This is a genomic window from Bradyrhizobium manausense (genome assembly GCF_018129685.1).
Taxonomy (GTDB): domain Bacteria; phylum Pseudomonadota; class Alphaproteobacteria; order Rhizobiales; family Xanthobacteraceae; genus Bradyrhizobium; species Bradyrhizobium manausense_D.
The window spans coordinates 1-12,572 of record NZ_JAFCLG010000034.1 but is presented as its reverse complement, the minus strand read 5'-3'; the positions used below and the strand labels follow the sequence as shown (position 1 = coordinate 12,572).

At 65.3% G+C, this 12,572-nt stretch carries 11 protein-coding genes; 6 read left to right on the top strand and 5 right to left on the bottom strand.

The annotated features are described in order from the left end of the window. Complete coding sequence (locus tag JQ621_RS33990) at positions 1-1,398, bottom strand: TolC family outer membrane protein (RefSeq protein WP_212241449.1); 1,398 nt, start codon at positions 1,396-1,398, stop codon at positions 1-3. Positions 1,399-1,656: 258 nt separating this feature from the next. On the opposite strand from JQ621_RS33990, the gene JQ621_RS33985 reads away from it, so the two are divergent. After that, entirely contained in the window at positions 1,657-3,516 is a 1,860-nt protein-coding gene (locus JQ621_RS33985) for an acetyl-CoA hydrolase/transferase C-terminal domain-containing protein (RefSeq protein ID WP_212241467.1), read from the top strand. Between the two features lie 3 nt (positions 3,517-3,519). Here JQ621_RS33985 and JQ621_RS33980 read toward each other — a convergent pair whose 3' ends face one another. Then, positions 3,520-4,299, bottom strand: a complete 780-nt coding sequence (locus JQ621_RS33980) for an enoyl-CoA hydratase (RefSeq protein WP_212241448.1) — start codon at positions 4,297-4,299, stop codon at positions 3,520-3,522. Positions 4,300-4,394: 95 nt separating this feature from the next. After that, positions 4,395-5,054 (bottom strand): hypothetical protein, encoded by a 660-nt coding sequence (locus tag JQ621_RS33975; RefSeq protein ID WP_212241447.1) that lies wholly within the window; start codon positions 5,052-5,054, stop codon positions 4,395-4,397. 291 nt (positions 5,055-5,345) lie between these two features. Here JQ621_RS33975 and JQ621_RS33970 point away from each other — a divergent pair, with 291 nt between their 5' ends. Both JQ621_RS33970 and JQ621_RS33965 read left to right on the top strand, forming a co-directional pair. Further along, complete coding sequence (locus JQ621_RS33970; protein WP_212241446.1) at positions 5,346-5,891, top strand: sigma-70 family RNA polymerase sigma factor; 546 nt, start codon at positions 5,346-5,348, stop codon at positions 5,889-5,891. Positions 5,892-5,893: 2 nt separating this feature from the next. Further along, a complete protein-coding gene (locus tag JQ621_RS33965; RefSeq protein ID WP_212241445.1) occupies positions 5,894-6,532 on the top strand; it encodes an NrsF family protein in 639 nt (212 codons plus the stop codon). 43 nt (positions 6,533-6,575) lie between these two features. On the opposite strand, the gene JQ621_RS33960 is transcribed toward JQ621_RS33965, so the two are convergent. Together JQ621_RS33960 and JQ621_RS33955 are read right to left on the bottom strand one after the other, a co-directional pair. Further along, positions 6,576-7,676: a DUF2336 domain-containing protein gene (locus JQ621_RS33960; protein ID WP_212241444.1), complete on the bottom strand. Its 1,101-nt coding sequence runs from the start codon at positions 7,674-7,676 to the stop codon at positions 6,576-6,578. Positions 7,677-7,739: 63 nt separating this feature from the next. Then, positions 7,740-8,897, bottom strand: a complete 1,158-nt coding sequence (locus JQ621_RS33955) for a GGDEF domain-containing protein (RefSeq protein WP_212241442.1) — start codon at positions 8,895-8,897, stop codon at positions 7,740-7,742. Positions 8,898-9,335: 438 nt separating this feature from the next. Between JQ621_RS33955 and JQ621_RS33950 the strand changes: the two genes are divergently transcribed. Genes JQ621_RS33950 through JQ621_RS33940 form a run of 3 tightly spaced genes read left to right on the top strand, consistent with a single transcriptional unit; the run spans position 9,336 to position 12,293 of the window. Next, entirely contained in the window at positions 9,336-9,905 is a 570-nt protein-coding gene (locus JQ621_RS33950) for a sigma-70 family RNA polymerase sigma factor (protein WP_164938793.1), read from the top strand. Then, positions 9,902-10,594, top strand: a complete 693-nt coding sequence (locus JQ621_RS33945; RefSeq protein ID WP_212241440.1) for a hypothetical protein — start codon at positions 9,902-9,904, stop codon at positions 10,592-10,594. Before JQ621_RS33950 ends, JQ621_RS33945 begins: the two co-directional genes overlap by 4 nt. A gap of 16 nt (positions 10,595-10,610) precedes the next feature. Next, positions 10,611-12,293, top strand: a complete 1,683-nt coding sequence (locus JQ621_RS33940) for a S8 family serine peptidase (RefSeq protein ID WP_212241439.1) — start codon at positions 10,611-10,613, stop codon at positions 12,291-12,293. Positions 12,294-12,572 lie beyond the last annotated feature (279 nt).

Here is a 12,572-nt window from a genome sequence, read left to right as displayed (position 1 = left end):
TTACTGCCCCGACGGCGTGCGCAGGCCGTGCCAGGCGTCGCGGACCTGCTGGTAGTGCACTTCAGGCAGATAATCAGGCGTGTTCAGGCTCAGCGTCTTGACGTCGAGATGGCCGACGGCGCTCAGCAGCGTGTAGGAGGCGATGACACGGTCGCGCAGAGCGCCGATCAGGCGGGCCCTGGCCTGGATCAGATCGGCCTGCGAGTTCAGCACGTCGACCGTGGTGCGCTGTCCGCCGGCGGCCTCGCGCTGCACGCCCTGGAGCGCGACGGTTGCGGCCTTCACCTCGGATTCGGAGGCTGAGACCGCGATCTTGGCGCCTTCATTGGCGACCCAGGCACTGATGGCCGCCGTGCGCGCCTGGTTACGGACCTGATCGAGCACGAGGCGGCTCTGCGCCGAGACTTCCTTGGCCTGCCTTGTCTGCGAGGCGGCCTGGCCGCCGTCATAAATCGGCGCGGTGACGTTGGCGACGATCGAGGCCTGGTCGGTGCCGAAGGTGCCGAGCGTCTGGTCGCTGTCGCGGCTGCGGCTGACGCTGCCCTGCAGGCTGGCGCTCGGCAGCAGCGCGCCCTCGGCGACGCGGATATTGGTCGAGGCGACGTCGACGTCGAAGCCGGCTGCCATCACCGCCGGATGTTCGCGGATCGCCATGGTGATGGAATCCTCGCGGCTCTTCGGTAGATAGCGATCGACCACTTCGGCGGGACGAAGTGCGGAAGGCGCATTGCCGATCACCTGGGAATAAGTCGCCTGGCTCACCGCGAGCGCGACCTCGGCCGCATTGAGATCGGCAAGACCGCGATTGAGGCGCGCCTCGGCCTGGGCGGTATCGGTCGGTGTGACGTCGCCAGCGTTGAGCCGGCGCTGGGTGATCGACAGCGTCTCGCGCAGGAAGGCGACGTTGGAGCGCTGGGCCTCGACCAGCGATTGGTTCGCCAGTACGTTGGTGTAAGCGGTGACCGCGTCAAGCAGCACGCCCTGGCCGACATTGCGCAGTGCCTCGCGGCCGGATTGGACCTGGAGTTCCGCGACCCGCACGCTGTTGGCAGTGCGGAAGCCGTTGAACAGGGTCTGCGACACCGTGACTCCAATGGTCCAGGGCTTCAGTGTCGCGGTCTGGATGGTGTTATCAGGAAGCAGGTTGCGCACCGCCTGCATGCCGGCGCTCAGGCTTGCCACGATCTGCGGCCGGTAGCCGGCCAGCGCCTGCGGCACGTTCTCATCGGTGGCGCGCTGCCTTGCGCGCTCGGCATTGAGCTGCGGATTGGTCTGGTAGGCCTTGACCAGCGCCTCGGGCAGGGCTTCCGCAGAGGCCGCAGCAGGCAGGGCGCAGCACAGCGCCAACGCAGCCCATGTCGCCAGGACAGGACTCGCGCCCGATCGATGCCGCGTCATCACGCGACCAGCTCTGGCGGCACGCCCAATCATGTGATCCCGCAAAACCCCGGCTGTCCGCCCCCGCCGACGGCGGCTCTCTTAACTGTTTACCCAGCACGGGTCCCGCAGGCAAACTGCCGCGGGGAAAACCCCCATGTATTCCGTGCTTGTTGCAGGTGCGTCACACACCGATCTCGTCTCGAATCCGCTATAGGGACCTGGTGGTGCCTTCCAATTCCGTCGGCGCCCTGCAATGCGGTCCGGACCCCACGGATGATGCCGAAATTCTTCTCCGATCCCGATCCGCTTGCCGACGAGATCATTCGCGACGTTGGAACCGATCTGGTGGTCGGTCTGCCGCTGGGCCTCGGCAAGGCCAATCATGTGGTCAACGCCCTCTATGCCCGCGCATGCGCCGATCCTGACATCAAGCTGACACTGCTGTCGGCGCTGACATTGGAAAAGCCGAGGCCGAAAGCCCTGATCGAACGCCGGTTCATCACACCCGTGATCGACCGCCTGTTCGGTGGGTATCCCGATCTGGCCTATGCGGATGGGCTGCGTGAGAAGCGGCTCCCGCCGAATATCAATGTCGTCGAATTCTTCTTTCTGGCCGGACGCTGGCTGCACGTACCGGCCGCGCAGCAGAACTACATCTCGGCCAACTATACCCATGCGGCGAGTTATCTGCTGGCGCACGGAATGAACGTGGTGACGCAGCTGGTGGCCAAGCGCGTCACACGCGGCGTGCCGCGCTACAGCCTGTCCTGCAACACCGACACGACGCTGGATGTTCTGCGCGAGCGTCAGGCCGGACGCGCCTCGTTCAAGCTGATCGCGCAGGTGAACTCCGAGCTGCCGTTCATGCCGGGCGAGGGCGATCTTCCGGCTGAGGAATTCAGCGCGGTGCTGGACAGTGCTGCGACTGATTTCCCGCTGTTCGCGCCGCCGTCGGAGCCGATCTCCGATACCAAATACGCCATCGGCCTGAACGCGGCGTCCCTCGTGCGCGACGGCGGCACGCTTCAGGTCGGCATCGGGCAAATCGGCGATGCGCTCGCGCAGGGCCTGATCCTGCGCCATCGCGACAGCGCCGCGTTCCACGACGTCGTCGCGCGGCTGTCGCCGTCGCGACCGGATGTCGCGTGGGAGGCCCACGCCTTCGACACCGGCCTTTACGGCGTCAGCGAGATGGTGACGGAGGCTTTCATCGGCCTGATCGATGCCGGCATTCTCAAGCGCGCCATCGATGGCGTGGTGTTGCACGGTGCCTTCTTTCTCGGACCGAAGTCTTTCTATCGCGCGTTGCGCGAGATGCCTTTGGACCAGATCGCGCGCATTCAGATGATGCCGGTCTCGTTCACCAACGAGCTCTACGGCGAGGAGGACCAGAAGCGCCGCGCCCGCGTCGATGCACGCTTCATCAACAACACGATGATGGCGACGTTGCTCGGCGCGGCCGTATCCGATGGTCTCGACGACGGCCAGGTCGTGAGCGGGGTCGGTGGGCAGTACAATTTCGTGGCACAAGCCTTCGCGCTCCGGGGGGCACGGTCGGTCCTGACGCTGGAAGCGACGCGGCAGTCCGGCGGTGCGCTGAAATCCAACGTTCTCTGGCGCTACGGACACGAGACCATCCCGCGGCATCTGCGCGATGTCTTCGTCACCGAATACGGCGTTGCCGATCTGCGCGGAAAGTCCGACGCCGATGTCATCGCCGGTATGCTGGCCATCGCGGACTCCCGCTTTCAGGATGAGCTCTCGCGGTTAGCGAAGGATGCCGGCAAGTTGCCGCGAGACCACGAGATCCCGGCGGTGTACCGCGACAATCACCCCGAAAGGATCGCGGCGGCGCTCAAGCCCGCACGCGAAGCCGGGCTGTTGCCGTCGTTCCCGTTCGGCTGCGATTTCACCGAAGTGGAGCTGCGCCTCATTCCGGCGCTGGAGATCCTGCAAGGCGCGCAACATTCATCGCGCGCGCTGGTGGGCCTGCTGTGGCAGGGATTGGTGCGAACGCCTGACGCGGCTGACGAGGCGTGTCTTGCACGCCTCGGTCTTGATCGCCCTAAGACCTGGCCGGAGCGCTTCTACCGTGCGCTCGTCAGCGCGGCCCTGGCGCGGAGCCGCGCCGGTTAGCCCTTACCGGTTCTTGTTCACCGGCTTGCGCTTCTCGATGAAGGCGGCCATGCCCTCGGAGCGATCTTCGAGTGCGAAGGTCGAGTGGAACAGATTGCGCTCGACGCTCATGCCCTCGGCCAGCGTGGTCTCGAAGGCGCGGTTGACTGCTTCCTTGGCCATGGCGACGGCGGGGCGCGACATCGAGGCGATTTTCTCGGCCGCCGCCATTGTCTCGTCCATCAGCTTCTCTGCGGGTACGATGCGGCTGACGAGGCCTGAGCGCTCTGCCTCAGCCGCATCCATCATGCGGCCGGTGAGGCAGAGATCCATCGCCTTGGACTTGCCGATCGCGCGCGTGAGACGCTGGGTGCCGCCGATCCCGGGGATGGTGCCGAGCGTGATCTCGGGCTGGCCGAATTTGGCGGTGTCGGCGGCGATGATGAAATCGCACATCATGGCGAGCTCGCAGCCGCCGCCAAGTGCATAGCCCGCGACAGCGGCGATGGTCGGCTTGCGGCAGCGGGCGACGCGGTCGCCACCGATCGCAGCAAAATCCTCGGAGAACATGTCGATGAAGCCCTTCGGCTGCATCTCCTTGATGTCGGCACCGGCGGCAAAGGCCTTCTCGCTGCCGGTCACGACGATGCAGCCGATGGCGTCATCGGCCTCGAGATCGTCCACGGCCGCGGCAATCTCGCGAAAGACGCCGAAGGAGAGCGCGTTGAGCATCTTCGGCCGGTTCAGCTTGATGATTCCGACCGCTCCAATGCTCTCGACGATGATGTGTTCGAACGTGCTCATGCTCCACCCACGCTTTTGATTGAGCGGGCAATGTGCCCGCTGGCGCGGATGCCTTCAAGGGGCTGGAACGCGCTCGCTCAGCGCATCCCGGGTCATCAGGCCATGAACATGCGCGCGGCCGAGGCCAGCGTCAGCAGCGTACCGACGCCGATGAAGATCTTGCCGATCAGGGAGCTCTGCTCCCAGGCCGAGTTCGGCTGGCTGCTCGCCATCACCGGCGCCGGACGGGGTTGCGCGTCGGTCGCTGCGACCAGCGTTTTCTGGACTGGCGGATTGTCCGGTTGCAAGGCGCGGTCGATGTCGTTGAGCTGGTCGGGCGCGACCACCTGGTTCTCGGCATTGGGAGCCGGATTGTTGTCGGCGGCAGCCTGCACATTGTCGTTGGCCCGGCCCGTCATGGCGGAGGCCGCGGCCGCGGGCGGGGTGTCAGCGGCGGCGAGCTGCGCATTGGCGTTGGCAACTGCCGCCGGCATCTGGCTCGAGGCCTGCGCGTTGTTGTCCGCCTTGGCCTCGTCAGCCTGCGGCGTCGCGTCCGCGCTGGTCTTGTCCGTTTTGTTGCCGGATTTCTGCGCCGTCTTGCTGCCGGCGTGGCGGCGAGAGGCATGGTGCCGCGGCTTGCCCGGCGTGACCGCATCGGCCTGTTTGCCTGCGCTCGTGCTTGCGGCAGCGCTCGGCGCGGCCTGCGCAGAGGCTCCCGATAGCAGCAACAATCCGGCCAGAACGACCATGACCGCGTGCCCGCTGGCTTTCATCATGTTGACGATCTCCCCAATTCGCCCATCCCGGGAGCGAACAGAGACCCTGCTGCATGACGACAGCGGGGCAAAATATGGGAATCTTCGGGCCACACCGGGCAAAAACGGGGCAAACCGGCCGGACCGACCGACCGGCCGGATGCGCCAGGAACCGATCGGTGTTATGAGCCCTGACGGGGTTTCTGCGGCTGCTTCGGGGCAGGGTCCGGCGTAGATCACGAATTCGTGATTGCGGTGCCTGCGGTGTAACAAATTGAAAGAGCGGCCGAATTGCAATGGTGAGGGGCGCGCGTGCGCGGACGTGAAGACGAATGGACCGACCTGATGCGGTCGGCCATGGCAGGCGATGATGCGGCGTATCATCGGCTGTTGAGGGCGGTCACGCCGGTGTTGCGCGCTGCTGCGAGGCGCGGCTTGGCGCGTGCCGGGCAGCCTCCCGATCAGGCTGAGGATATCGTGCAGGAGATTTTGTTGGCGGTGCATCTGAAGCGGCACACCTGGGATAGCGAAGCGCCTTTCGCCCCCTGGCTGTTCGCGATCGCGCGCAACAAGCTGATCGATGCGCTGCGGCGGCGCGGCCGCCGCATCTTCGTCAACATCGACGATTTCGCCGAGACGCTGCCCGGCGAGGCGCTGCAGGAGACGGCTTCGGCCGGCGAGGTCACGGCGCAGCTCAACACGCTGCCGCAGCGCCAGCGCGACGTGTTGCAGTCGATCGCGGTCGACAGCGCCTCGATCAAGGACACGGCGACGAAGTTTTCGATGAGCGAAGGTGCGGTGCGGGTCGCGCTGCACCGGGGGCTTGCGGCCCTGACGGCCAAACTACGGGACCACTAGATATGGACACCGATCAACTCATTCGCACGCTCGCAGCCGACAACGCCCACCGCGCCCCGCGCGTAGGCGGCCTGCTGACCATGGGCCTCCTGGTCGCAGCACCGTTCTCGATCCTGATTTTCGCGACCTTCCTGGGCGTGCGGCCGGACGTGATGACCGCGATGCATAACCCGTTCTTCGACACGAAATTCGCCGTCACGCTGTCGCTTGCGATCCCCGCGATCGTCATCAGCCTGCATCTGTCGCGGCCCGAGGCCCTGATGCGCGGCTGGGGCTGGCTCCTGCTGCTGCCCGTCGGACTGCTTGCCGTTGCGATCGGCAGCGAGGCGATGATGGCGCCGGCCATGCCGATGACGATGCGGCTCGTCGGCAAGAATTCGCGGTGGTGCATGTTGTCGATCCCTGCGATGTCGCTGCCGCTGCTCGCGGGCGCATTGTTCGGCCTGCGCCATGGTGCGCCGTCGCGGCCCGCGCTGGCCGGCGCGCTCGCCGGCCTGCTGTCGGCCGGGCTCGCCGCCACGCTCTACGCCTCGCATTGCACCGATGACTCGCCGCTGTTCGTCGCGACCTGGTACACGATCGCGACTGCGGTCGTGACCGCGATCGGTGCGGCAGTGGGCTCGAGAGTACTGCGCTACTAGGGCGTATCGCCGGAGGCTTGAACCGACCGCAGCCGTGGCCGGTTCAAGCAGCCGACGTCGCGTTCTGCATGCGATGGAAGCGCAATACCTGCTGCGCAGTGGAGCTGCGCAGGGCCTCGTAGGCATCGCGCAGCGACAGCATATCGGTCTGCGAGCCGCCCGAGAGCTTTTCGCGCATCGCAATGATCGCGCGCACGCTCGTCCATTGCATGCCGGCGACCTTGGCGAGGATCATCAGGCCTTCGGTGCGGCTCTCGATCATCATGTTCTCGGCGGTCTCGACCGAAACGCCGGCGAGGGCCGCAAGCCCGGCATTGGCTTCGTCGAACTTGCCTTGCTCGGCGAACGTCGCGACCTGGAGCTCGGTGAGGCGGCCATCCTCGTAGAGTGACTTCACGAGCGCGCGCGCCATCTCGGTCTGCCGGGTCATGGCGGCGGCACGGACCCGTTGCGCCGCTTCCTGCACCGCGCTCGACACTTCGTCGGCGAGTTCGGGATGGGCAGCCTCCAGTTTCCTGCGCACGTTGAGGGAGGCCTTGGCGATGAGCTTCAGATAGTGATGGCGCGGCAGGTCGGGCCGCAGCCCGATGCAGGTGGCAAGGTCGTCGTCGCGCTCGGCGCGGGTGACGAGATCGGTGAGGCTGTCCTCGGACAGCTTCGCGCCCGGATTGCTGACGGTCGACTGCACCACGTCTTCATTGCCGCGCGTGACCAGCACGTCGGTCAGCGCCTCCGACAGCGCCCGCCGCAGCGAGATCGCCTTGAGGTGGGCCTGGCTCTTGCTGCGGGCAATCTCGATCAGGGTCGTCTCGTCGAGCCGCTCCGATTTCGACAACACGGGACCGGCGATCTCGATGATATCGTCGAGCGCAAGCGTGCGGATGATCAGCGGCGGCGCAGCGGGGACCGGCGCGAGGCGGTCGGCGAGCAGCGCTTTCGCCGAGGTCTCGATCTGCTCTATCAGGCACTGAAAGACGTCGTCGAACACCCGGACGTGATCGTCGGAATAGTCCACGACGTTGTTGATGAAGAGATCGGTGACGCGGCGCAGCGCCTCGACCCGGCGCGCGACGGTGCCATGCGCGAGTGCCGACTGCAATTCCTCGAGGAGATTCTCGGATGACTTGACGGTTTCTGATCTCATAGTCCAGTCCTGGAGCGTTCGGTCCGGTGGCGTTCGCTCACGCCCCGGCTGTAAACGGATTGGTCAGCTCGTTGCAATGCGGTTGCGCCCTTGCGCCTTGGCGGAATAGAGCGCGCTGTCGGCGCGCGCGAGAAATGTGTCGGCGGTATCAGCATCGCGCAGCGTCACGACGCCGGCGGAAATCGTAACGCGCATGCCGGGCGAGAATGCGCTCCAGTCGAGCTCGGCGACGATGCTGCGCAGCCGATCGAGCATGCGCGAGGCGGCCTCGCTTGCGGTGCCAGGCAGCAGCAGCAGAAATTCCTCGCCGCCATAGCGTCCGAAACGGTCATCGGGTCGGATGTTGGCGAAGATGGTGATGGCGAAGGTCCGCAGCACCTCGTCGCCGACTGGATGGCCGTGCGCGTCGTTGATGCGCTTGAACCAGTCGAGATCCATCAGCGCGATGGCGCAGGGCGTACCCGACTGCCGCGACTTTTCGATCTCCGCGTCGAGTAGTCGCATGATGCAGCGGCGGTTATAGGAGCCGGTCAGTTCGTCGAGCTCGGCGAGCTCCTCGATGCGTCGATAGGCATCCTTCAGCTCGATGCTGCGCCGGTAAAGCACCTTGCGCAGTGTGGCGCCGAACAGGCCGAGGAAGGCGCATTGGCCGATGACCAGCACGAAACAGAGCATCGAGGCGGTGCGCTGCAGCCGCGTCGCAACCGGCATCCCGATCGGCAGGTCCGAGCCGAGGAATACGGCCGCGAGCGCGACGGTCGCAAGCGTCCAGGTCAGTATCGCCTGGGTCGAGGTCATGCGCAGCGTGCCGAAGGCAAAGATCAGGAACAGCACGCTGATGAAGGCGATCCCGATCGTCGGTACCGACACCAGAAACACGAATTGCAGCGCCATATGCGCCGAGATCTGGAAGACGGTGAGGTAGTGGTCGTTGTGCCGGTCGGCGACGCCGGCCTCCGACATCACGACGAAGATGCCAATGATCATGAGGCCGCCGACCCAGAACAGAGACGGCACGTTGGCATGGACGACGCCGTCATAGCCGTAGAGCAGGAGCACGAAGGCGCCGAGCGAATAGCTGGCGACTTGGCCGACATACATCTGTCGGCGCTGCCGGGTTCGGCGTGCCAGCACTTCGGGCGTGGCGGCCTCGGGCGTGAGGACGAGATCCGCGACCTCTGCGGCATTCCTCCCCGGAAAGGACGTCGCGGCCGTGCTCATGGTCCCGCCAATGGTGGATGTCAGCCGAAAAAATCTACGTCGCAAGCCTTTAGGTTTGGTATCCTTTGGAACCGAATCCGGGGGGACGCGGCGCGGGTGAGGGCCTCGAGCGGCGTGGAATTTTTCCGTCAGTTAGGCATCGCAGGCGATATCGCGGACCAAATCCGGCCTCGTGCGACATATGGTGCACAAGGCCGTGTGATAGACGCACTGGATCGACCCGTCGGCGCTTGCTTACCGCGAGACTGCAAGAGAGTGTTTCCGTATTATGCTACCGTCCTGTTGCCGAATGGCCGATCACCGCGGGTGGGACAAGGAAATGGCCCGTATGTGTGGTAGATCACACAGACCCCCGTATGAGTGCGGTAAGTTGAAGAATTTCACCCCTACCGTCGAACCGTCCCCCACATCGGCCCGACCAATCTTGCGAGACGGGCTTTGAGCGTGACACAGGCGGCTACGGACGAGGTCCTCATCGCCAGGATCGCCCAAGGTGACCGGCTCGCCATGCAGGTGCTGTACGGGCGGCACCATGTCCGGGTTTACAGGTTCGGGCTCAGGCTCGTGCGGGACGAGCAGACGGCGGAAGACCTCATCAGCGAGGTATTTCTGGACGTTTGGCGTCAGGCCGGCAAGTTCGAAGGCCGATCCGCCGTTTCCACCTGGCTTTTGGCAATCACCCGATTCAAGGCCCTGTCCGCGCTCCGGCGCAGAAAGGACTTTGAGTTGGACGACGAAGCCGCCAACGCGATCGAGGATTCATCCGACGATCCCGAAACGGTGGTGCAGAAGAAGGATACTAGTGAAGCGTTGCGGGAGTGCTTGACGGGCCTCTCGCCAGACCATCGGGAAATCGTCGACCTCGTCTACTACCACGAGAAGTCCGTGGAGGAAGTGGCCGAAATCGTCGGAATCCCGGAGAACACCGTGAAGACGCGCTTGTTCTATGCGCGCAAGAAATTGGCCGAACTGCTGAAGGCAGCCGGCATTGAGCGAGGCTGGCCATGATGGCTTTGAGCAAGAAGATGCTGAAGCAAGAGCCCGGTGAGATCGAGTTGCTGCTGCCGTGGCATGCCGCCGGCACGCTGAACGCGCGCGATGCCCGCCGCGTCGAGGAAGCGCTCGCCAGCGATCCGGAACTCGCCAGGCAATATGCGGCGATCCGCGGCGAATACGAAGAGACCATCCATCTCAACGAGAGCCTGGGTGCACCGTCGGCGCGCGCCATGCAGAAGCTGTTCGCTGCGATCGACGCTGAGCCCGCGCGGGCGACCGGCTCGCTGCCGCTGTCGGCGCGCATCGCCACCTTCTTCTCCAGCCTGTCGCCGCGCACACTGGCCTGGTCGGCGAGCCTCGGTGCAATCGCGCTGCTGCTCCAGGCCGGCATCATCGGCGCCGTCTTGATGAAGACCCAGCCTGCGACCTTCCAGACCGCATCGCTTTCGACCGGCGCGCCGGTCACGCGCGAGCTTGGCGCGGTTACGCCGTCGCGGGCGCTGGTACGCTTCACGCCCGAGGCGCGCGTCGCCGACATCACCGCGCTGCTCGACGGCTACCAGGCCTCGATCATCGGCGATGCCAAGGGCGGCATGTTCCGCCTGCAGTTCGACAAGGCGATGAGCCAGGACGAGCTGACTGCGCTGCTCGCCAGGATGCAGCGTGAGAAGTTTGTCAACCTCGCCGTGGCGGCGCCCTGAAGGCGCCTCTGCACCAATGATGCGCAAGTCCGAGAGTAAGTTACGCGCAAGAGCCTATGCTTCGTCGGTCGGAGCCTCGCTCCTGCTCGCCGCCTGTCTCGGTATCGAGGTGGCGCACGCCCAGGCGATCATGCGCACGCCGACCATCAGCCTTCCCTCGCGCACGCCAACGATCTCTCCAGGCATCGCCGCCAGGGCGATGAGCGTCGACCGCGGTCCCCGTGTGGGGACGACCGCACGGATCTCGGCGCGGCTGGCGCCGACGACGGTGCTGCCTTATGCGCACTACTCGCCGAACCTCTATCCGGCCTGCACCGCCCCCTATCGCGACGCCGATGGCGAGTGCCTGACGCAGCCGAACGGCGGCGGCGACGGCTCCGGCAAATCGGCAAAGAAGAGCGCCGGCAAGGGGCGGGGCGACAGCACGCCGGTTGCCTTGAACGCGCGCACCTTCGCCAACGAATTCGTGGCCGAAATCGACGCAGCGCTGTCCGTGACCGAAGCCGACGAGCTTGCTCGCCGCCACGGCTTGACGCGTGTCTCTTCGGAGAATTTCCCTCTGATCGGGGCCACGGTCGGCCTGTTCCGGATCACCGACGGCCGACCCTATGAGACGGTGCGGCGCGAGCTTGCCGCCGACGGCACCGTGCGCTCGCTTCAGCCGAACTTCCGCTACGTGCTCCAGGATCAGAAGCCGGCGGTCCCGACTGAAGGCGATCCCGCTCAATACGCGCTGTCAAAGTTGCGCCTGCCGCAGGCACACACGCTGGTGCACGGCGCCAATGTCACGGTTGCGGTGATCGATTCCGGCATCGATGCAAAACATCCCGAACTCGCCAATTCCGTTGCCGACAATTTCGATGCGCTCGGCAGCAGCGAGGGGCCTCACATCCATGGCACCGGCGTAGCGGGCGCCATCGTGGCCCATGCCAAGCTGATGGGCAGCGCGCCCGAAGCGCGCATCATCGCCATCAGGGCCTTCGGCGGCACCACCGGCGGTGCGGAGAGCTCGTCCTACATCATCCTGCGCTCGCTCAACTACGCTGCCGAGCATGGCGCCCAGATCGTCAATATGAGCTTCGCCGGTCCGAAGGACGCGGTGATCGAGCGAGCGATCGCAGCGAGCGCCGAGCGCGGCTTGGTGCTGATCGCGGCCGCCGGCAACGCCGGTGCGAAGTCGCCACCGCTCTATCCCGCCGCCAATCCCAATGTGATTGCCGTGAGCGCGACCGACCAGCAGGACAGGCTGTTCACCGCCTCCAACCGCGGCAATTACATCGCGCTGGCCGCGCCTGGCGTCGACATCTTCCTGCCGGCGCCTGATGGCAAATACCAGATGACGTCGGGCACCTCGTTCTCGGCGGCTTATGTCTCCGGCGTCGCGGCGCTGCTGCTCGAGCGCAATTACACCCTGAAGCCGGAAGCGCTTCGCATGACGCTGACGAAGACCGCGCGCGATCTCGGTTCACCCGGGCGTGACGATCTCTATGGCGATGGCGAGGCCGACGCGTTTGCGGCGGTGATGGCCGTTCCGGCCGATAGTACGACGCCTGTGGCGGCGGCGTCCGGTACAACTAAACGTGAAGATGCGGAGAAGCGTCGCGATGACCCCGGCATCCGCGCGATCGAGCAGCCCTCGCTGTCGAGTGCGGGCGATAAATCCACGATTTCTCAGGCGGATAGGCCGGCGGCGCGATAGCGCCTGCGACAACTTCGCGCGGCGGCAAAAGGTTAAGAATTCGAACTCCCGCGTTGAACGTTCAGCCCGCTGCCACGACCAAATGATGTGGGAGCGGTCATCCCTCCCCATCAGTCATATTAGGCGCGAGCGCCCATCCACCCCAAGCGCCCATATGGCTCGACCCGTCCGGTTGTCCCCCCGGACGGGTCTTTTCTTTTCGGAGCATGATCCGGAAAAGTGTGCAGCGGTTTTCCGAAAAGATCATGCTCAAACAACAACCTAAAGCGCGATGACGAT

Coding starts and splice junctions, on each gene's coding strand:
- JQ621_RS33980 (WP_212241448.1), bottom strand. CDS start 4,299: ATGAGCACGTTCGAACACATCATCGTCGAGAGCATTGGAGCGGTCGGA.
- JQ621_RS33975 (WP_212241447.1), bottom strand. CDS start 5,054: ATGATGAAAGCCAGCGGGCACGCGGTCATGGTCGTTCTGGCCGGATTG.
- JQ621_RS33960 (WP_212241444.1), bottom strand. CDS start 7,676: ATGAGATCAGAAACCGTCAAGTCATCCGAGAATCTCCTCGAGGAATTG.
- JQ621_RS33940 (WP_212241439.1), top strand. CDS start 10,611: ATGATGCGCAAGTCCGAGAGTAAGTTACGCGCAAGAGCCTATGCTTCG.
- JQ621_RS33955 (WP_212241442.1), bottom strand. CDS start 8,897: ATGAGCACGGCCGCGACGTCCTTTCCGGGGAGGAATGCCGCAGAGGTC.
- JQ621_RS33965 (WP_212241445.1), top strand. CDS start 5,894: ATGGACACCGATCAACTCATTCGCACGCTCGCAGCCGACAACGCCCAC.
- JQ621_RS33945 (WP_212241440.1), top strand. CDS start 9,902: ATGATGGCTTTGAGCAAGAAGATGCTGAAGCAAGAGCCCGGTGAGATC.
- JQ621_RS33990 (WP_212241449.1), bottom strand. CDS start 1,398: ATGACGCGGCATCGATCGGGCGCGAGTCCTGTCCTGGCGACATGGGCT.
- JQ621_RS33985 (WP_212241467.1), top strand. CDS start 1,657: ATGCCGAAATTCTTCTCCGATCCCGATCCGCTTGCCGACGAGATCATT.